This window comes from Gelidibacter algens (assembly GCF_001678675.1).
GTDB classification, from domain to species: domain Bacteria; phylum Bacteroidota; class Bacteroidia; order Flavobacteriales; family Flavobacteriaceae; genus Gelidibacter; species Gelidibacter algens.
Genome location: NZ_LZRN01000054.1, coordinates 1 through 20,169, shown reverse-complemented (window position 1 = coordinate 20,169; position 20,169 = coordinate 1). Strand labels below are relative to the sequence as shown.

21 protein-coding genes are annotated in these 20,169 nt (G+C 34.2%); 14 read left to right on the top strand and 7 right to left on the bottom strand.

From position 1 onward, the window contains the following. The first annotated feature begins 171 nt into the window (after positions 1-171). On the top strand, positions 172-777 hold the full coding sequence (locus A9996_RS17305; RefSeq protein WP_066438129.1) for a helix-turn-helix domain-containing protein: 606 nt from the start codon (positions 172-174) through the stop codon (positions 775-777). Between the two features lie 96 nt (positions 778-873). Here A9996_RS17305 and A9996_RS17300 read toward each other — a convergent pair whose 3' ends face one another. The 5 genes from A9996_RS17300 to A9996_RS20700 form a co-directional block, all read right to left on the bottom strand. Continuing rightward, entirely contained in the window at positions 874-1,446 is a 573-nt protein-coding gene (locus A9996_RS17300; RefSeq protein WP_066438125.1) for an NADPH-dependent FMN reductase, read from the bottom strand. 38 nt (positions 1,447-1,484) lie between these two features. Continuing rightward, entirely contained in the window at positions 1,485-2,594 is a 1,110-nt protein-coding gene (locus tag A9996_RS17295; protein WP_066438122.1) for a serine hydrolase domain-containing protein, read from the bottom strand. A gap of 92 nt (positions 2,595-2,686) precedes the next feature. Continuing rightward, positions 2,687-3,487, bottom strand: a complete 801-nt coding sequence (locus A9996_RS17290; protein WP_066438119.1) for a sensor histidine kinase — start codon at positions 3,485-3,487, stop codon at positions 2,687-2,689. A 286-nt stretch (positions 3,488-3,773) separates the two neighbouring features. Then, on the bottom strand, positions 3,774-4,115 hold the full coding sequence (locus A9996_RS20705; RefSeq protein WP_248912377.1) for a LytR/AlgR family response regulator transcription factor: 342 nt from the start codon (positions 4,113-4,115) through the stop codon (positions 3,774-3,776). After that, entirely contained in the window at positions 4,054-4,551 is a 498-nt protein-coding gene (locus A9996_RS20700; protein WP_248912376.1) for a LytR/AlgR family response regulator transcription factor, read from the bottom strand. The genes A9996_RS20705 and A9996_RS20700 overlap by 62 nt, the downstream gene beginning before the upstream one ends. Positions 4,552-4,983: 432 nt before the next feature. Between A9996_RS20700 and A9996_RS17280 the strand changes: the two genes are divergently transcribed. From A9996_RS17280 to A9996_RS17215, 13 genes are all read left to right on the top strand, one after another. Continuing rightward, positions 4,984-8,061: a SusC/RagA family TonB-linked outer membrane protein gene (locus tag A9996_RS17280; protein ID WP_083994010.1), complete on the top strand. Its 3,078-nt coding sequence runs from the start codon at positions 4,984-4,986 to the stop codon at positions 8,059-8,061. A gap of 2 nt (positions 8,062-8,063) precedes the next feature. Then, positions 8,064-9,554 (top strand): SusD/RagB family nutrient-binding outer membrane lipoprotein, encoded by a 1,491-nt coding sequence (locus A9996_RS17275; protein WP_169817261.1) that lies wholly within the window; start codon positions 8,064-8,066, stop codon positions 9,552-9,554. A 30-nt stretch (positions 9,555-9,584) separates the two neighbouring features. Continuing rightward, positions 9,585-10,433: a hypothetical protein gene (locus A9996_RS17270; RefSeq protein WP_146608963.1), complete on the top strand. Its 849-nt coding sequence runs from the start codon at positions 9,585-9,587 to the stop codon at positions 10,431-10,433. A 10-nt stretch (positions 10,434-10,443) separates the two neighbouring features. Continuing rightward, positions 10,444-11,415, top strand: coding sequence for a hypothetical protein (locus A9996_RS17265; protein WP_146608962.1), 972 nt, complete (start codon positions 10,444-10,446; stop codon positions 11,413-11,415). Between the two features lie 202 nt (positions 11,416-11,617). Continuing rightward, positions 11,618-12,034: a hypothetical protein gene (locus A9996_RS17260; protein WP_066438107.1), complete on the top strand. Its 417-nt coding sequence runs from the start codon at positions 11,618-11,620 to the stop codon at positions 12,032-12,034. Positions 12,035-12,600: 566 nt separating this feature from the next. Further along, positions 12,601-13,695, top strand: a complete 1,095-nt coding sequence (locus A9996_RS17255; RefSeq protein ID WP_066438103.1) for a glycosyltransferase family 4 protein — start codon at positions 12,601-12,603, stop codon at positions 13,693-13,695. 7 nt (positions 13,696-13,702) lie between these two features. After that, positions 13,703-15,547: an ABC transporter ATP-binding protein gene (locus A9996_RS17250; protein WP_066438101.1), complete on the top strand. Its 1,845-nt coding sequence runs from the start codon at positions 13,703-13,705 to the stop codon at positions 15,545-15,547. Beyond that, positions 15,544-16,128: a hypothetical protein gene (locus tag A9996_RS20695; RefSeq protein ID WP_248912375.1), complete on the top strand. Its 585-nt coding sequence runs from the start codon at positions 15,544-15,546 to the stop codon at positions 16,126-16,128. Before A9996_RS17250 ends, A9996_RS20695 begins: the two co-directional genes overlap by 4 nt. Continuing rightward, positions 16,077-16,814, top strand: a complete 738-nt coding sequence (locus A9996_RS20690) for a glycosyltransferase (protein WP_248912374.1) — start codon at positions 16,077-16,079, stop codon at positions 16,812-16,814. The genes A9996_RS20695 and A9996_RS20690 overlap by 52 nt, the downstream gene beginning before the upstream one ends. 78 nt (positions 16,815-16,892) lie before the next feature. Continuing rightward, positions 16,893-17,198, top strand: coding sequence for a GNAT family N-acetyltransferase (locus A9996_RS17240; RefSeq protein ID WP_066438099.1), 306 nt, complete (start codon positions 16,893-16,895; stop codon positions 17,196-17,198). Between the two features lie 1,245 nt (positions 17,199-18,443). Continuing rightward, positions 18,444-18,788, top strand: a complete 345-nt coding sequence (locus tag A9996_RS17225) for a single-stranded DNA-binding protein (RefSeq protein ID WP_066438091.1) — start codon at positions 18,444-18,446, stop codon at positions 18,786-18,788. Positions 18,789-18,862: 74 nt separating this feature from the next. Beyond that, a complete protein-coding gene (locus A9996_RS17220) occupies positions 18,863-19,207 on the top strand; it encodes a single-stranded DNA-binding protein (protein ID WP_066438089.1) in 345 nt (114 codons plus the stop codon). Between the two features lie 77 nt (positions 19,208-19,284). Continuing rightward, positions 19,285-19,635, top strand: a complete 351-nt coding sequence (locus tag A9996_RS17215) for a DUF6876 family protein (protein ID WP_248912373.1) — start codon at positions 19,285-19,287, stop codon at positions 19,633-19,635. A 211-nt stretch (positions 19,636-19,846) separates the two neighbouring features. On the opposite strand, the gene A9996_RS17210 is transcribed toward A9996_RS17215, so the two are convergent. Further along, on the bottom strand, positions 19,847-20,044 hold the full coding sequence (locus A9996_RS17210) for a hypothetical protein (RefSeq protein ID WP_066432881.1): 198 nt from the start codon (positions 20,042-20,044) through the stop codon (positions 19,847-19,849). An 11-nt stretch (positions 20,045-20,055) separates the two neighbouring features. Further along, a partial coding sequence (locus tag A9996_RS21015) for a DUF6876 family protein (protein ID WP_346210695.1) occupies positions 20,056-20,169 on the bottom strand: 114 nt, incomplete at its 5' end.

Here is a 20,169-nt window from a genome sequence, read left to right as displayed (position 1 = left end):
AACCTTTATTGAAGAACGCATTATTTTTTTGTCTATATCCTATTAACTTATAAGCTTTTAAGAAAAGTTAAAGCCTCATTAAAAAACCACTATTCACATATAGATGAAGGTAACTTAACCTGGTTTGAATTTTTACTGATTGGGATAGCTATTATTATAACAGCAGATAGCTTGTTCTCAATTTATGAACTTTACTACCCGATAGTTCCATGGAATATAGGAACAATCATTGCTTTTATGTTTGTAATTCTGTATGTGTATTTAGGATATAAGGGAATATTTCAAAGTAGAATCCTATTGCCTGAATTTTTGAATGAAGTGACATTAGAGAATCATGTAATTAGTAATGATAAGCAAATAAAAAACCAGGAACATGGTCGACAATTGGACGGTCTCTCACAAGATGAAATAGAAGAACTAAAAATCAAACTTGATAATTTGTTAAATAAAAAGAAACTCTTTTTAAATGATTCTTTAAGTCTAACCGATTTGGCCGATGCAATAGGAATCGGCAATAAGAAGTTGTCAGAACTACTCAATCAGCATTTAAACATAAGCTTTTACAATCTAATTAATGACTACAGAATTGAGGAGGTAAAGCACAGAATGAATAGTGAAGAAAATGATAAGCTAACTTTGTTGGGAATAGCATTTGAATCTGGTTTTCAATCTAAAGCTAGCTTTAATAGGGTATTTAAAAGTAAAACAGGAATGTCTCCATCAATGTATAAATATTCAATTCTTAAGGAGCGCAATCCTCCAAGTACCATTGATTAGTTGTATATTGCTTTCATTCTTATAGAAGTCTCCATCAGAAGCTTGTAGCACGAGTCAAATATTTGCTGTTCACAGCTATGATGGTAAGAAATAATTTTAGCTACAATAGTTTGTATAGGAGTTTTTCAACAGCATAACAAAGGACTCCACAAAATTTTTCAATTCGGTCTCTGTTTTCTTGTCGAATAATGTTCCTTCTTTGCTTATCTTGTTGTTTATTCCCTGAATCAATAGGGTTGTTTGTTCTACAAATTTAGCTTTTATGGTTTCCATAATTATTTTCAATTCTTCATGACCTTTTTCGCCATTTGCTGAAGCCGTTATCAGGCCAATTGGTTTATTATAAAGGACTGTTGTTGAGACACACCATTCAATTGCATTTTTCAGGCAGCTAGGGATGCTTAAAATATATTCTGGTGTACATATGATGATACCATCTGCAGTAGCTACATCGTTTCTAAATTCTACGATTTTTTCAGGCACGTTTTTATCAGTCAGTTCTGTGATGAAATGGGGAAGTTCGGTCAGGTCATCCCAAATAGTCATATAAAAATGAGGCTCGCCTACGCTCGCTATTTCTTTCGAAATAGAAAGGCTAGCAGAATTTTTGCTTGCACTTCCCGAAATTGCTAAAATTTTTTTCTTGTCCACCGTCAATTTTGCGCTCATTAAAATTGTTGTTTAATAATTTTTGTTTGTATTAGTGACTATCTGTCAAATTTTTCAACTTTAAATTTTGCACTCAATCCTTTGATGTACCAATTTGCAATAACCCTTGAAAGTCCAGGTAGCAATTCTCCATCATTGGATAAGGTAATAATTGTTATTTTTTCTTTTGGAAATCTTAAAACATCTCCTAAACCAGGTCCGCCACTATGACCACCATAAAGTACTTCATTTTCGTTTTCTAATACCCATCCAACCTTTGAAAACCCAGCGTCTTTTTCTCCAATTTTATCTGAATCATATATAAATTCATTGGCGAATTCAATTGGAAATAGTTTGCTGTTATCTAGACCAATTGCCCAATTGGTCATGTCATCTATCGAAGCAAAATAGCCACCGGCTGAATAGGTGTATTGAGGATATAAAAATTTGTAGTTCACCAATGTTCCTTCATAATCATAATAGGTCGTCACCTTTTCATTTACCCGAATAGTTCTCATAAATCGTCCTTCTACTTTATATTCCATATCATAGGCACCATCATTCATGCTTAATGGGGTTGTCACTTCATCCTTTAAAATCTGGACAAAAGGGTTTTTATAGATTCTTTCCAATATATAAGATAATAGCATAAAATCTGATGACCCATATTGGTCTTTACTGCCAGGTTCAAATAGCAACGCTTTACTTTTCAATTGTTCCACAATTTTCCGAGTATTTAAATAAAGCTCGCTATCATAAAAATCAGGAAGGCCACTTGAATGACTTATGAGATTTTTAATTTTTATTTTACGCCATTCAGAAGGTATAGAATCAAGATAGTTGCCTATAGATTCTTCTAAATCAATTTTATGGTTGTAAATAATTTTGAGAAGCAGTGTGGAGGTTAGAAGTTTTGTGCAAGATGCAATTTGAAAATTAGAGTGTTCTGTAACTTTGGTCTGCCACTCTATATTTGCGAAACCATAAACTGATTTTTTTAAAATTTTTCCATCTTTGATAATGGCAACTGCTAATCCAGGTATTTTCAAATCTTTCATTTGCTTCACGATGAAAGAATCTACTTTTTCTTCTACTTTAGAAGCATTATTTTGAGAAAACATGGAATTACTTGCTATTAGTAAGCAACTGATAAATATTATTTTTTTCATTCTTTCGATTCTTTTTGTGGCTTAAAATATCTTTCGTTTTGAAGAGCTCTTTAATCAATTATAACAGAGGACTAATAAATTAAATTCGCAAATTATATGTTGCTTATTCTATATGGAATAGCAATTTTAGAAATCACTCCTATTTTATGAGCTATGTTCTTAATTGTAAAGACATAATCATCATCATAAAGAGTTTTAAGCCTGTCTTCTGTGTTTTTTAACCCAGTTCCAAACTGACATCTATTATTTTTTAAAGGCTCACCATTATTTTCAACTTCCATAACAAGCATGTTCCCATACTTGAATATCGATAGTCTAATTTCTAAATCCGTAATTGAATATGAATAGCCGTGTTTGATGTTATTCTCAATGATGGGTTGCAATATCAAGCTTGGAATCAATACGTCTTCGAGATTGTCCTCAATAGTGATGATAATCTTTAAATGGTCTGAGAACCTAATTAGCATGATGTCTATATATCTTTTAAGAATATCCATTTCTGTAGATAACGTCATTAAATTGGTGTCTTTTAAAAACAAAATATCACGTAATAAATCACTAAAATCAGCTAATGTGTTTTGAGCAAGCTTTGGATTGATATCGATTAATGAAGAAATGCTATTTAAAGTATTGAAAAAGAAATGTGGATGCAATTGGTATTTCAACACGCTTACCTGTACATCTGTCAATTGCTGTTTTAATTCCACTTTTTGAAGTTCTGTTGCTTTTAATTTGTCCACATAGTAATACGTGTATATGATAAAAACATTTACCGAATAGATGAGAAAATAGGTGTTTGAATAATAAATGGTGTTGAGCAGATAGTAATTGAAAGTGCGGTTAATGACTTGTTCGCTAAAATAAAACAGGTACACATCATAAATCAAAAACATTAGCAAAACGGATACCAATGAAAACAAAACATGTATAGCAAAAATGAAATGCCATTGGTAGGATTTGTTGATGAGGATTCGAGTGACGACAATTATGAATAATATTATGGATACTGAAAAAAAAGTCTCAAGTATGACACTTTCAAAAAAGAATTTTAACCAACTTATGTCAACATTTTCGACTTTAATTAAAATTTTAAAACGACATTCTTTGAAGTATTTAAAAAGCTATAAACAATATAAAAAAGGAACAGTATAACGAATAACTTTTTATCAATCAGCTTTTTCATGAGAGCCCCATTTTAATTAAGAACTCCTTTTTAAAGCTTTTGCTTATTCTGAACAATTTGTTATCTGCCATTTTTACATCAATCTCACCAAAATTCGAATTGATAAGCTCTTGTATATAATTTAAATTTAAAATGGTGGATCTGTGGATGCGAATAAAATTCTCTTTATCCAAGTCTTCTATAAGATTGCTTAGAGAGGCTCGCAATAAATGTTTTTTTGATTCGGTATAAATTTCTGCATAATAGCCAGATGCCAATATATATTTAATATCTTCATTATTTATAAAAACTATCTTGTTGCCGAGTTTTACCGGGAGTTTTTTTAAAGTTTGAATCATGTTTTTTGGTGTTATTATTCACATAATCGAGTAGATTTTGAAGGTTGTTTTCCAATAAAGACGATTGTTTCTGCTTTATAATTTCAATAGCTTTATTAGTTGATTCATAAAATCGCTCATCTTTGAATGGCTTTTGTAAATAATCCAAAGCAAAATATTCAAATGCTTTAAGAGCGAATTGGTCGAAAGCCGTAACAAAAATTATAACCGGTCTTGCGCTTTTTTCTATTTGTTGCAAAACATCAAATCCTGTCATGTCCTTTAATTTGATATCGAGGAAAATTAAAGCCGGATTGAGTTCATTGATGGATTCAATTGCTTTTTTACCCGTGGCACATTCCTCCACGACCTCAATGTCATCAATGGTTTTTAGCAAGTTTGCAATTCGTTGTCTTGCCAACGGTTCGTCATCGATTATAACAGTGCTGATTTTCATTTCATAAGAATTATATACTCCTCAACCTTAAATTAATATGCAAATTACTTTATTTAAATTAGTTTGTTTTTTGATTTATAGCAGTTAATATCTATAAACAAATATCTCACATCAAATTATGAATTGTTCACATCAAAAACAATAGGGTTTACACTATTTTAATTGCTTTCAGGATTTTCTTCTGGAATGAGTAGTTATAAGTGAAAACAATCTACATACTTATGTCTTGAAAAGGCTAATTATAAAAAAACTCCCTTTAATTCCCAACAAAACTTGAGAGATAACTTGAGAAATCAATTAAAATAAGTCATTCACATCAAAAAACAGGTCATACACTTCAATCGGTCAAATTTCACGTTTGTTCAACTCTAGATTTACAAATTATTAACATAAAATTAATATCAATGAATCAAGGGTACAAAATTCTTTTTTTTGCTGGCATTCTTTACATTCAATGTATATGCGCAAGAAAAAAAAATCACAGGAATAGTGTCTGACGACACTGGAATGCCTCTTCCTGGAGTTAATATAGTAGTAGATGGAACTACTAGGGGCGCTCAAACAGATTTTGATGGAAATTATTCTATTACTGTGAATGTTGGGGACATACTGACATTTTCCTATATAGGATTTAAAAGTCAAAAGATTACCATCGGCACAACAATCGTCGTCAATGTGACCATGCAAACTGATGCATCTGAACTTGACGAAGTAGTTGTTACAGCTTTAGGAATAAAACGGAAACCCAAGGAGTTGCCATATGCCACTGCTATGATTAAGCAAGAAGATCTTGTACAAGCCGCCCCCGTGGATATCACAACAGCTCTAGCTGGAAAAGCATCTGGTTTAAACATCAATATTAGTGATAATGGTGTAAATCCAAATTCTTCAATTGTATTAAGGGCATTTAACTCCTTGACAGGTAATAATGGTGCACTTATTGTTGTTGATGGTGTGCCACAGGCCCAAAACAGCATAAGCAGTTTGAATGCCAATGATGTTGAATCGGTTAACATTCTTAAAGGTGCTTCTTCTGTAACTTTATACGGCTCGGCGGGTTCAAATGGCGCCATCATTATAACCACGAAAAGAGGTCAAAAAAATGAAAAGATAAATATTGACTTTAACTCATCTGTTACTTTTGAAAACGTAAAGTACTTCCCAAAAGTGCAAACTCAATTCGGTAGTGGATCTACGGAAGGCTTTGAATATAATCCAGATGAAAACGAAAGTTGGGGACCAAGATATGATGGGCTACCGAGACGGGTTGGACCTATTTTATCTGACGGAACGTATCAGGTGCTCCCGTATGCACCAGTTAAGGATAACAAAAAGAATTTTTTTGTAACTGGACTTACACAGCAAAATGCAATTTCTTTAAGTGGCGGAGATGCAAATTCTACTTATTTTTTCTCTGCGCAGCATGTGGACAGATCGGGTGTAACACCAAATGATACGTATATTAGGGATAATTTAAGGTTTAACGCTTCAAGGAAATATGGAAAATTAGAGACTACTACTTCGGTTTCCTTTTTTCAGGATAAAACCAATGTAGCCGGAGAATCTCCACAGGATGGAAGTTTCTATCGAATTTTATTAAATACGCCGGGCCATATTCCCTTAACAAACTACAAAAACTGGAGAACTGACAAGTTTGCAACTCCTGATACATATTACAATGCCTATTTTAAAAATCCTTATCAAATTATTGATCAAAATAGAAATACATCGAGATCAAACCGTTTGCAAGCCATCACAAAATTGGACTATGATTTTAATGATTGGATCAAGGCGAGCTACACATTGGGAGGAACTTGGTTTAATAGTAGTTATAAAAATACCCAGGAAGCGTGGACCTATGATACCACTTTAACATATACTCGACCATCCGATGAGGTGAATGCGGTTGCAGATGGTATGCTTCAAAATTTCCGATTGAACTCCGATTTCCTATTGAGTTTTGACAAGAATTTTGGCGAAGATTTTAATGCAAGGTTGATATTGGGAAATCACGTAGAAACGTATAGGGACAAATCAATCAATATTGGAGGCACAAATCTCTTTACAAACATTATTTATAACGTAAACGTGAGAACTGGAGAATTGACCGGTGATGAAGGTACCACTCAAAAAAGGCTGTATTCTTACTTTGGTGATTTGACCTTGGGCTTTAGGGACTACTTATTTTTAACAGGGTCCTACAGACAAGATATTTCTTCTACATTACCAAAAGATAATAACTCTTACGGATACTACAGTGCAGGAATTTCTTTTGTCCCTACAGATGCGTTTGAAGGTTTAAAAGGAACAGTGTTGGGTAACTTAAAACTGAATGCAAGTTATGCTAAAGTTGGTAATGATGCTGGCATCGGACAAACGAATGAAAATTTTCAGGTTCCAGTAGGATTTCCTTTTGGAGGAACGACTGGATTGAGACCAACCACTATCGCAGTAGACCCTAATTTAAGCCCAGAGTTTTCTACATCTACTGAAGTTGGTTTGAGTCTCGATTTGTTCAAAAGAAGAATATCTTTAGATGCCAATTATTATTTTGTAAAAGTTGAAGACCAAATCAATTTTTCTGCAGCATCTTATGCCTCTGGAGCCTCTGCTTATTTGACGAATATTGGTGAAATACAAAATAAAGGTTTTGAATTTGATCTCGGAATCGTTCCATTCAAATCAGAAAATTTTCAATGGGATTTAGGGTTTACGGTGTCTACCAATAAATCAGAAGTCATTTCATTGAATGATGGTGCTGAAAGACTTCAAGTAGGAACAGGCTATCAAAATACAGCGTTTTTGTATGCACAGATTGGAGATGCCTATCCTTCGATATTCGCCCCTGGCTATGAAAGAGACGACCAGGGAAGAGTTGTCATCAATCCGAATACTGGAGACCCTATAGCTACCAGTGAATTTATCAATTTAGGTTCAACAGTACCTAACTTTATTGCGGGTGTAACCACAAAAATAAGATATAAGGATTTTACACTTTCAGGAGTAGCCGACTATAAAACAGGTCACGTTTATTATAGTACTTTAGTTGAAGCATTAGAATTTGCTGGCTTAACTGCACATAGCGCTTCAACCAATCGACAACCATTTGTATTCCCTAATTCATCTTATGAAACTTCACCAGGTTCAGGAGTATATGTCGCTAACACAGATATAACTACATCAAGTGGAGGCCGAAACTTCTGGCAAACTTCTTATAATAATATTAAAGAAAATTATGTAGTAGATGCTACTGCCATTAAGATTAGAGAAATAGCTTTAGACTATAATCTTCCTTCAAAATATTTAAAACAAACTCCATTTGATGCACTTTCTATCGGACTGGTTGCAAATAATTTAATTATGTGGAGGGCTAAAGAAAATGTTTATACAGATCCAGAATTTTCTATCAATACTGGAGGAGATGGTGTGTCAGGAATTGGTTCTACAGATCAAGCACCTCCAACAGGAACCTATGGATTTAAAGTCAATCTTAAAATTTTAAAAAAATGAAAATGAAAAATTTTAAAAACGGAATATTCATCCTGTCGATGATGTTATTGACGGCATGTAGTGATGACTTTTTGGATGTCAACGGTAGTACTACAAATCCACCATCCTCAACACCAGAACTCACTTTGCCAGCTGCGCAAAAGTATACTGCCGATATGTATTACAATGCCAATAATGCGGGCAATTCTTTTAATTTAATTGGTGGTATTCATGCGGGAATCATATCGGATTCTGGGGATAGGGTATGGTATCGATCAGAACAGTCATACATCATTATCAATGACACCTATCAGTCCCTATGGAATAACACCTATTCATTGCCATTGAATAGCTATCATTTTATTGAAAAATATAACGGTGAAGGTTATGATAATTATATAGCTATAGCAAAAATAATGAAGGCCTTTCACTTTGCTACTTTGGTAGATATGTATGGTGACATCATTTATAGTGAAGCATTTCAAAGGGGAAACAATACCCAACCAGCGTATGACGACGATAAGGCTATTTATGACGCTATTTATGAAGAACTGAATGTTGCTATCGATATGATTACCAATGCCAGTCCAGATAGTAAAACAGTTTCAACCGATATTATTTTGGGAGGGGACATGAATAAGTGGCAAAAATTTGCCAATACTCTTAAATTGAGAATGTTGTTGAGACAAGTAAATACTGGGGAAAATTTAACCTCAAAGTATAACGAATTGGTTAACAATGGCGTTGGTTTTATTGAATCTTCGGTGAATGTTAATCCTGGCTATATAGATGAATCAAATAAACAAAATCCATTTTATGCCTTACACGGATTTGTTCCTGGAGGACAGTCTCCTGCCGTAAATCATGGTGCAACTCGTGGTAGTGAGTTTTACATTGATTTTTTGAATGATAATAATGACCCGCGAGTTGCACAATTATTTCTGCCTGTAGCAGGTGAATTCGTAGGTGTACCGCAAAACACTTATGAAAATGCTTATGCGTCTAACTTGACTTCAGAGCTTGGACCAGCTCTTTTAAATTCCAGTTCTCAAGATGCACCACTGATGTTACTATCAGAGGCCTTGTTTTTACAAGCTGAAGCCGCACAAAGAGGCTTTATTCCTGGTAACGCAGGAGATTCTTATAAATTGGGAATAGTTGCTTCATTTTCTGAAATGGGTGTGCCAAACGCTTCCACTACAGCATTAAATTATGAATCCAACAGTATTAGCCCAATTATAAATTGGGATTCTGCCAATGGAAATGGCAAGCAGATTGAAGCCATAATTACCCAAAAATGGATATCAGGTGGTTTTATAACAGGATTTGAGGTTTGGATGGATAGAGTAAGAACAAACTTTCCTTCTAATATACCTATTCCTCCAGGAGCAGTTTCCAATATTTTCCCTTCCAACCTATTATATCCAACTTCAGAGTTATCTGCAAATTCCGCAAATGTGCCTGCACAAGGAGCCAATGCCGCATTTGACAGACATACTTTCTGGATGCAATAAAATAAATTGAATATGAATAAAAATAGAGATATGAAAAACACTAAAATTTTAGCCTTGCTTACAATAATGGCATTGTCAATATCATCCTGTATTATCGATGATGATGCCCAAGTATTTTCTGAAGGTCCACATGTGCTTTTGTTTCCTTCTTCACAGGTTACCGGGTTCTTTTTAAATGATAATTCTGATGATTATACTTTCACTGTGCCCTTAAAAATTACTGGAGGAGATGGTTTCCCATTAGATGCCGAATTGAACGCAACTTTTGAAGTTGATGCAAGTTCCACCGCCGAGCAAGGTGTGGATTTTGATTTAACAAATTCAAGTGGTTCAGTTATTATTGAGGCAGGGAGCACCTTTGCAAATCTTCCGATAGTTGTTCATTCTGGAGCTTTGGACCCAGACAATCCTACCACAGTAGTTTTAAATATTACAGGTGGCACATCAACAAGTTCAAATGAAATTGTGGCTTCAGGAAACAAAGGCAAAATCACTATCACGCTGCAAGCAACCTGTTCTTCAGATTTAGAAGGCGTTTATCAATTAGCGGTAACTTCAAGTTCGGGAGGAAGTAATTTTCACCCTATGGAAGTGATTACCGAAATTGAGGAAGGCACCTACTTAACTACGCAATCTGGTACATGGAATGCAGGTGTCCTAAATGGTGGTGTTCGCGAAGGCTTTATATTCAAGGAAGTCTGTGGTAAATTAATTATTGAACAGCAATATTTAGCAGGAATATATTCCAATCTTCTTGAAGGGATAACTGTCTTGGGAACTGTGGATCCAGAAACTGGAGATCTGCAAATGGTCTATACAATCGGATTTGATGATAATACAACATTCAATACTTACACAGCAACTTATACCAAACTTTAAATTAGGACTTATGAAAAAATTTAGTAAAATATCATCATGGTATCCATTTATAACGATATTAGGAGTGTTATTAATGTCCTGTGAAGATACAGATGTTTCTGAAACAATGCTGGATACAAATCAACCAGTTTTAACGGTAACTAGTTCTACTGGAAGTTTCAACTTCAATGATGTTGAAAACGACCAAGTTATTACCATAACGGCAACCTTAAGTAAGCCTACTGATAAACAGGTTAGAGTATATATGTTTCAAGAAAGTGGTACTGCAGATGCAGAAGATATTGGATTACCTGCCACTGGTTATATCAATATTCCTGCGTATCAAACTACGGCTTCAGCTTCCATTATCATAAACAAGGATGATCTTCTTGAAGATACAGAAACTGCCATTATAAATATTGGAGACACAAGAACTACCGCAGCATCTTATACGCCTTTTCAGATGAACATTCAAATTGAAAATTATGTTTCAGAGGATTTGAAAATTATATTTGATTGGGAAAAGGATATTGATATTCAAGGCAACACATATAGCACTTGTGGAAATGCAGACATAGATGTTTATATAGCACATGCCGAAGGATTTGACATTAACGATCCATTTGTAAACATCATCGAAGATTATTCTGCGGCCACAGGCAACTGTCCCGAAGAGTGGACCATTACTTTTGAGAATTATCCTGATGGAGAGTACGTATTTTTTACGGATTTCTATGAAAATCAATTCATTGGAGTCACTGAATTTGAATCCATACCAGTAAAGACCATATTTACCAGAGCTGGAGTCTTTTCGCAGACTGTGGAACAAGATCCTTCACAAGTTTTCACAACGTATACAGCTTCAGGCTCGATTAATGGTTATATAGCAAAACTCATAATTGTAGATGGAGTTTATACAATCCAAGATATTATGGGAGACACTGTCATCAGTGGGCGATCTAGTAGTTCTCAAAAAACTAAAAGACCAAAACTGAATAGATAATTGTAAAAATTTACTGTGCAATCTTAATGTTGAGCTTACACTGTAACTTTAGAATTAGCGAAAACGAATTCTAATTTATCATAAAAAATGGCATTTGAATTTAGTACCTAAGTATTTCACCCTTTTGAGTGAATGGAATATCTAGATGCAACCTTTCTGAATCTTCTGCATTTAGAGAATATAACAACAAAAACTATAAATTATGAAAGTTAGAATTTTAACTCTATTCTTGACTTTGGGGCTTGTTATATGTATCAGTTGTAATAATGATGATGACTCGTCGCAAAACGAAACACTTATCGGAAGTTGGAATCTCAAAACCGCCAAGGCTGGACTACTTGGAATAGATGAAGATTTTGAAACGGGTATAATTACCTGGGCTTTTAATAATCAAAATCTAACAGTTGTAAATAATACCACCGATGAAAATTCATATAGTGGATACGAAAGTGGTACCTATTCATATTCTATTGTTGAAAGCAACGGAAATAGTTATATTACAATTAACAATGCTGAAGTTGGTAAATATATTTTATCAAAAAATAATTTGACCATCAATGAAAATGAATTACAGTCCGGTTCTGGAAATGACGGATTTATATTGGCATTTGAACGTTGAAAACTAAAGTATCAATATTTGAAATCTAATTTAGAAAAATCATCTATTACAAACACTTGTTAGATAAAGGTTGGTCGTCGTTTAGTTCAAGTCTTCTGCATACACAGTATAATCATGACGTGAATTGTAATTTCAATAATTGTAAATGACAAAATTATAAAGCATATAAATATGGAGTAAAATATAAGTTATCTCTGAAATTTCATTCTTTTGACCGTTTTAAATCAAATACCAAGCCGTTTGTATCAAATCAGTAAACTCCATTATTTTTTCCACATACTTTTGATGAAGAAATACATCATTTAACTTTGTTTTCATAGAATGATTATTTGGATTAGTCTCCACAAAATAACCCTGTAAATACAGGGTTTTTTTAATTTGAGATAATTATAAGATAAGCAGTTTGAAAATTTATAGTTATCAATTTTAGCCTGAAAGCACTTTTGCTGATTAGGAAATTTACAATATACCGAAAAATGTTTTGGTAAAGATTGAAATTGAAGTTCTAGATAAAATTTGAGACAAATTAAGGAATAGGTGAAAATACAGAATTAAACACGATAACGATGAGGAAAAGCAAGGCTCACAAAAGTATTTTTTTAGAGACTCATAACATCAATAACCTTTATTCTGGTTTTGGACAGTTCAATTTCAATCTGGCAAGAGCTTTGAGTGAAGAAACAGAATTTTTGGGAGAACATCAAATTGTTCTCAACTGCAACAATGTTTATATAAAAAAGGAGTTGGGAAACAGACTTTCATATAATAGATATTGGCAAATATCTCGGTATCCCCTTTTTAGAATAAAGAAGAAATATAATTTATGGCATTCAGTAAATCAGAATACCAAAATTGAGCCTTTTTCAAGGGAAACACCCTATTTATTAACGGTTCATGACATCAACTTTATAGAAGAAGATACAGGAGGCCGTTTAAATTTCCGGATCAATCAATTTAAAGATAAAATTAAAAGGAGTAATGGAGTGGTATATATCTCTGAATTTGCTAAAAGCATGACACATCAGCACTTTAATGTGCCTAGCGTTCCTGAATATGTGATATATAATGGCAACACTCTTAACAATAAATCTATGATTTTAACAGAAAATTCGTATACAAAGTTCTTGCCCACAAGGCCATTTATTTTTTCGATAGGACAGTTAGTAGAAAAAAAGAACTTTCATACGTTGATTGAAATGTTGAGAATTTTATCCAATGTCGATTTGGTCATTGCTGGAGATTTGAAAACGGATTATGCAGAAATTTTGAAGCAGTTGATACAAAAATATCGTTTGCAAACAAAAGTCTTCTTACTTGGAAGCATTACGGAATCTGATAAAATATTTTATTATAAAAACTGTCTCGCATTTGCATTCCCCTCGTTAAGGGAAGGTTTTGGGCTACCTGTAATTGAGGCAATGACTTTCGGAAAACCGATCTTTCTGTCAAGCAGAACGTCCTTACCAGAAATAGGAGGTGTAGATTCTTTTTACTGGGAAAATTTCGAGCCTCAATATATGGCAAAAGTGTTTGAAGAGGGAATGTCCAAATTTGAGGCCAACAAAGACTGGCTCACATCGTCATATATTAATCGTTCACTACAGTTTAGCTGGTCGAATGCGGCCAAACAGTACACTGAAGTTTATAAAAGCATTTTATAAATAAACAATGAAAAACTTTAAAAGATTTCTCAAATACCTGCTTCCCTATAGGAAATTTCAGTTATTGAGCATAACATTCAATATTCTCTACGCACTTTTCTCATCAATCTCCATGCTTTCATTATTGCCTATGATCAAAGTACTGTTTGAAGAAGGAGAAAAATTAAGAGAAAAACCTGTATTTAATGGGTTTAAGGATTTTGACCTTAATTATTTGGAAAGCTATCTGAACTACTTTATTACTACAATTAGGGATTCCAAAGGTCCGCTCATGACACTTATAACCATTGTCACATTTGTTTTAAGCACATTTCTACTTAAAAACGTTTTCAGTTACTTATCCATCTTGTACATGACCTATCTAAACAACGGCATCTTAAAAGATTTGAGACAGGACGTTTATGATAAGGTCATAAGTTTAAATGTAGGTTTTTTTTCCAGTGAGCGCAAAGGCGACCTCATAGCTCGAATGACTTCCGATATAAATACGATAAAAGTATCCTTTATGAGCATTTTAATGATGGTCAGAGAACCAATGACAATTCTTTTTACATTGGTGGGAATGGTTGCTATTAGCTGGAAACTGACAATTTTTGTCCTCTTTTTTATTCCTGTTTCTGGGTTTTTGATTTCCAGGGTCAGTAAGAACATCAAAAGTCAGTCCGGAGATATATTTGCTCTGGAAGGTCATTTACTGTCCAATATTGAAGAGACACTTGGAGGAATAAAAATCATTAAAAATTTCACTTCGGAAAATTATTTCTCAAAGAAGTTCAAAGGTTTTACTGAGAACGTAAATAAGCTCAATAATTCCATTGGAAAGAAAATGAGTTTATCTGCACCAACTAGTGAGTTTCTAGGAATTTTTGTGATTTCAGTATTACTTGTATATGGAGGTTCTTTGGTACTCATTGAAAAATCATTGAGTGGCGGGGCCTTCATCGCTTATATGGGATTAGCGTATCAGATATTAACCCCTGCAAAAGCTATTACGAAAGCGAACCATGCTTTTCAGGGAGGGAATGCGGCTTATGAAAGGGTCGCTTTTATTTTGGACGCAGAAAATCCTTTAAAGGACAAGATCGACGCGAAGGAAATCAGTGAATTCACAAAGGAAATAAAGTTTGATAACATATCCTTCAAATACAAAGAGGACTACGTGCTGAAGGATTTCAATCTCACGGTTCCCAAAGGGAAAACTGTAGCATTGGTTGGTGAATCCGGAAGTGGAAAATCCACTTTGGCAAATCTACTTACCCGTTTTTATGATGTTAGCGAAGGCAGTATTACTTTTGATGGTATCGATATTAAGGATGTTACTACGAAATCTTTAAGAGAGCAGATGGGAATTGTTGCTCAAGATTCCATTTTGTTCAATGATACCATTGCCAATAATATATCATTGGGTATCGAAGATGCAAAAGAGGAAATGATAGTGGCGGCCGCAAAAGTGGCAAATGCCCATAATTTTATTTCCGAGTTACCAAACCGTTACCAAAACAATGTAGGAGATGGGGGCTGTTTGCTTTCCGGTGGTCAGCGCCAACGCATAGCCATAGCCAGAGCAGTCATGAAAAATCCTCCTATCATGATTTTGGATGAAGCAACGTCGGCTTTGGATACTGAATCAGAGAAATTGGTTCAATGTGCAATTGAAAACATGATGCAAAACCGTACCTCGTTGGTGATTGCCCATAGACTTTCAACCATTAAAAATGCAGACCTCATCGTTGTCATGAAAAAGGGCAGAATTGTGGAACAGGGCACACATGAAGAATTATTAATCATGAAAGGGACTTATAAAAGCTTGGTGTCGCTGCAATCGCTGGAAATCAATTATAATATGGCATGAAGACACATAATCTAGGACTCAATATTGTTGGCTATACAGATAGTGTGTCCGGTTTGGGCGAAGCAGTAAAACTTAATATAGAAGCCGCTAGAAAAATTGATATAGATGTAGATATCATAAATTATGAAAAAGTTAAGCTGGGTACTGATTACAAGTACAATTTTCAATACTCGATAAATCTGGTCCAGATAGCTATCAATGATCTCGACACATTTTTTAGCATCATTGATTCTGGATTCTTTAAAAACAGGTATTCCATTCTTTTTTTATTATGGGAATCAGAATATGTACCACCCAAATTTAAAGAGACCATAATTCTCTTTAATGAGATATGGACGGCTTCTTTGTATTGCAAAAGCATAATCAATAAGGTATATAACGGACCTGTAATAGTCATGCCCCACCCAGTTGAGATAAGTTTAAAACCAATAAAGGACCAAAAACAATTTATATTTTCAACAAAGATAAATTTAGTTTTTTATTTATTTTTAGCTACCACAGCTCCATTGAAAGAAAAAATCCATTTTTTTTGGTTGATGCCTTCATCAAAGCATTTGGCAAGAATGAAAAAGTCGAATTAATAATCAAAACGGTGGGAGGTCAAGAATTTAAAAAATCCAAAAACAAATTGTACCAATACATCTCCGGTAAAGACAATATTAAGATGATCGATTATTATTTAGATAAAAACAGTGTAAATCACCTGATAAATAATTGTGATTGTTATGTTTCTATGCACCACTCTGAAGGATTTGGGTTGACCTTGGCGGAAGCCATGTATCTAGGAAAGCCTACAATCGCCACAAACTATTCGGGGAATACCGAATTTATGAATCACAGCAATAGTTTTTTAGTAGATTATGAACTTGGATTGATTGAAAATCCAGATATTAATTTTTGTTCCAAAACGGTCTGGGGGAACCCTATAATGAAATCTGCGGTGGAAAGATTAAAGCAAGTGTATGATAATCCTGATTTAAGAAAAGAGAAAGCCATGAATGCCACGCTGTTCGTTCAAGAAAAATTATCATTCTATATGGCAGGTTTTATTATGAAGAACCGATTACAACAACTTTATACAAACTTTGATGAGTTGGCGGTTAATGACGGGCACAATGCCTACTTGCTGAATCAGCTACAGCTCTCAAAAACTGACATAGAACGGCTTCAAAGACAGATTCGTAGAATGAAGAAAAATGTGATTATCAGTTCCATATTGATGTTAAAAGATACAGTTAGAAAATTTAAGGGTAAAATGATTTATTAGGAAATCTTTTAAAATCTAGGTAAATTGTAATTAAATGAGACCTTAAAAATAATTAGAACAACACTATATGTTATAAACATGAAAATTAGAGAAGCAAAAGAAGATGATATCAAGCAAATGCAAATAATAATAAATTCTGGGGTTGGAAATAAATTATCCAATTCCGAGTACTTGCGAAGCTATGACCATGAAGAATTAATATTTAGAAAAGCGAAAGGTTGGGTTTGCGAGATTGAAAATCAAATTGTTGGATTTTCCATTTTAGATATTAGAGGAAATAGAATTTGGGAACTTTTCATACGTCCTGAATTTGAAGAAAAAGGAATTGACCGAAAATTAAATGACATTATGCTGGATTGGTATTTTTCACAATTAGAGGATTGAATGGTTTAGACAGTCTACTTGAGGTGAATTAGATAGTTAGCAATTTGGTTATAAAAAATAAAGAATTGGGACAAACTTAAAAATTGGTTGCTCTTACAGTTATGATAGTATTACCGATGCTCACTAACTCAATTTAGCTATTAATTTAGTTTTAAATCACAAATACAGTCGTTCGTATCAAATTAGTGAACTCTATTAATTTCATCACATACTTTTGAAAAATAATTGATTGTAGAACTTTGTTTTTATAGAACAATTATTTGGATTAGTCTCCTAATAAAAGCCCCGTGACTTCATAGGGCTTTTTTGTTTGTATCTGTCCCGTCCTGAAATAAGTTGCCACAAATTCAATTTATTTATGAATTAGTTATAGAGCACCATAAGCAATGAATAGATTGTATCATTATTTTTTATCCGTTTACATAAGCCATTGCGGCCCATTACCCACCATTTCGTTGCTCTCCATTTCGTAGAATGCGCATCATTTAAAAAAATCTTGGACACAACTTCAAAACTTCCGATTTCTATTCCACTTGACCGCCTATTCCCGAGAAAATTCGGGAAGCGTCCAAACTCCATTCCAATCTCCACCTTTAAAGTCAAGTCCATATAAATCCTGCTTCTGAAGAAAGATTCATTTTCGATAGAGTCCAGCACATTCCCCTGCATTCCGTAAAAACTTCATTTCTGGAAAAGAGCTTCCTTAAAAAAAAAGTCTTGGACACCATCCCCAATTTCTACTTTTCATTCCACTAACCGTTCCGCTGCGCGGGAACGGAACGCTCCATCTCCAATCCGAAATCGTGGAGGAGTCCGCTAAGTCCGAATTCCATTTAATGATTTGGTGTCGCTTCCTACGTTTTTATACTTCACAAAAGCTTTTAGACCTACATCCGCACCCTCGCTGTTATACCCTTTTTTCGCCAGCAAAATACCAATATTTTGAACTTGAACACACTGCATAAACCGTTCTCGCTGCGCTTCACTTTTTATAAGTCCTTATCAATTCAAAATATTGAAAATGTATCAGCAACAAAAAAAGGTAACAGCGAGGGCGCTATGGGAAGTAAATCTAAAATGAATCTTATAAAATCTTACAAAAACATACAAAAGGAAGCGGCAACCAAAAAAAACAAAAAAGGAAAACGCTCAAGATATAATAAGTAAATCAATTACAAAAAAACAGAAACGCAAACTGTCTGAAAGGTTCAGATAGCATTTTAATTAATCTTTAAATATTTTATTATGAGTACTTTAAAAAATCACGTACAGTTAATGGGAAACGTTGGACAAGAGCCAACCATTACAAACCTTGAAAGCGGAAAGAAAGTAGCCCGTTTTTCATTGGCGACAAACGAGTATTACAAGGATGCCAAAGACGAAAAGCAAACAGAGACCAATTGGCATACGGTTGTGGCTTGGGGCAAGACTGCCGAAATTATCGAAAACTATGTAGGTAAAGGCAAAGAAGTAGGTGTTACAGGGAAATTGAAATCCCGAAGCTACGAGGACAAAGACGCTATCAAAAGATATGTTACCGAAATCGAAGCAAGCGAAATCTTGTTGCTTGGAAGTAAAAATGACAAGTAATTCTTAAAAATAAAAGAGGGCGTTCCTCTCGAAAGTTGCGCCCTTTTTCATTAAAAATCTTTAAAACTTTTATTATGAAAACTATTAAAAATCACGTTCAGTTAATTGGAAATATTGGGCAAGACCCACAAATTACAAATCTTGAAAATGGAAAAATTGTGGCGCAGTTCTCAATGGCTACAAATGCAAACTACAAGGATGCAAAAGGAGATAAACAATCTGAAACCCATTGGCATAGTGTTGTGGCTTGGGAAAAACTTGCTACAATCATTGAGAAGTATGCAGTTGTAGGGAAACAAATTGCCATTGAAGGTAAATTGGCACAACGCTCTTATGAAACCAAGGAAGGCGAAAAACGATATTATACCGAAGTTGTAGCAAGGGAAATTCTTTTGCTTGGTAATAAAAACAGTAAGTAATATTAAAACTAAAGAGGGCGTCCAATCTCCAAAATTGCGCCCTCTATTTAATTATCCACTAATAAAAACAGATAACAATGAGAGCACAAGTTAAAGAAATAAAAGAAGGATTGCAACATTTTCACGGTACGGAAATGTTCTACCAAATTCCATTATTGAGAACACGTTTTACAGACGGATTAAAATATCTTGCAAAAGTAGCAGACTGTTTTTGGCTCATTACGGACACTTCCGTAATTGCAAAAAGTCTGATGAACCGAAGCGAATTTATAACCATCGACTTTAAAAGATTGCCCGAAGATAAACAGGATTTTACAGGCTACGAAGCCGAAATAATTTACAGCTGTAACGCGGCTCTGCCCGTTACCCTCTTGCTATTCCTTTTCGTCACGCCAAAGCGTGACAAAAATTTCATACAATCTGGCTAAAAAGCCAATTGCCCTTTTAGGAATTCGGAAATTCCTATATGTAAAATATAGATGGATACAGCTATCAGCGAAAGTCAAAAATGGGATAGCTATATAAATTATGTGTGCTGAATTTCAGCGAAATAAAGATACGTTTTTTTCTTGAACTGGAATTACTTGAACAGAAAAAACACCTCCAAAATTTAGAGGTGTGATTATTAAGTTTAGAAAATTAGATGTTGAATATGAACTTATAGGAATATAGATTTCTTATTGCTTCTTCCTCTACCGTCGTTTCAAAACTGGTATAATTTTCTCTTACGTATTTGCGAATACTGTCGCCAAATTTTCGTTCCACATCTTTTTTTGAGAGTTCTAAAAGTCGGTTTTGAGCCTCTTCGCTCAAGTCCGTAAAATTAAGATATACCATGATCCAATATTTCAGTATTCGCCAGGTAACATCAGCGTATCATTTACAAAAAATAACCGCAGTTCATCCAATGGAAAATCGGTTGCACGATATCCTTGTTTTTCTAAAACAGTATCGTTGCCATC

Bases quoted from the DNA above. Each gene is read 5' to 3' on its own strand.
- A9996_RS17295 (WP_066438122.1), bottom strand. From the start codon at position 2,594: ATGAAAAAAATAATATTTATCAGTTGCTTACTAATAGCAAGTAATTCC.
- A9996_RS17270 (WP_146608963.1), top strand. From the start codon at position 9,585: ATGAAAAACACTAAAATTTTAGCCTTGCTTACAATAATGGCATTGTCA.
- A9996_RS17265 (WP_146608962.1), top strand. From the start codon at position 10,444: ATGAAAAAATTTAGTAAAATATCATCATGGTATCCATTTATAACGATA.
- A9996_RS17290 (WP_066438119.1), bottom strand. From the start codon at position 3,487: ATGTTTTTGATTTATGATGTGTACCTGTTTTATTTTAGCGAACAAGTC.
- A9996_RS17215 (WP_248912373.1), top strand. From the start codon at position 19,285: ATGAGAGCACAAGTTAAAGAAATAAAAGAAGGATTGCAACATTTTCAC.
- A9996_RS17260 (WP_066438107.1), top strand. From the start codon at position 11,618: ATGAAAGTTAGAATTTTAACTCTATTCTTGACTTTGGGGCTTGTTATA.
- A9996_RS17300 (WP_066438125.1), bottom strand. From the start codon at position 1,446: ATGAGCGCAAAATTGACGGTGGACAAGAAAAAAATTTTAGCAATTTCG.
- A9996_RS17225 (WP_066438091.1), top strand. From the start codon at position 18,444: ATGAGTACTTTAAAAAATCACGTACAGTTAATGGGAAACGTTGGACAA.
- A9996_RS20705 (WP_248912377.1), bottom strand. From the start codon at position 4,115: ATGATTCAAACTTTAAAAAAACTCCCGGTAAAACTCGGCAACAAGATA.
- A9996_RS17210 (WP_066432881.1), bottom strand. From the start codon at position 20,044: ATGGTATATCTTAATTTTACGGACTTGAGCGAAGAGGCTCAAAACCGA.
- A9996_RS17250 (WP_066438101.1), top strand. From the start codon at position 13,703: ATGAAAAACTTTAAAAGATTTCTCAAATACCTGCTTCCCTATAGGAAA.
- A9996_RS17220 (WP_066438089.1), top strand. From the start codon at position 18,863: ATGAAAACTATTAAAAATCACGTTCAGTTAATTGGAAATATTGGGCAA.
- A9996_RS17240 (WP_066438099.1), top strand. From the start codon at position 16,893: ATGAAAATTAGAGAAGCAAAAGAAGATGATATCAAGCAAATGCAAATA.
- A9996_RS17255 (WP_066438103.1), top strand. From the start codon at position 12,601: ATGAGGAAAAGCAAGGCTCACAAAAGTATTTTTTTAGAGACTCATAAC.
- A9996_RS20695 (WP_248912375.1), top strand. From the start codon at position 15,544: ATGAAGACACATAATCTAGGACTCAATATTGTTGGCTATACAGATAGT.
- A9996_RS20700 (WP_248912376.1), bottom strand. From the start codon at position 4,551: ATGAAAATCAGCACTGTTATAATCGATGACGAACCGTTGGCAAGACAA.
- A9996_RS17275 (WP_169817261.1), top strand. From the start codon at position 8,064: ATGAAAAATTTTAAAAACGGAATATTCATCCTGTCGATGATGTTATTG.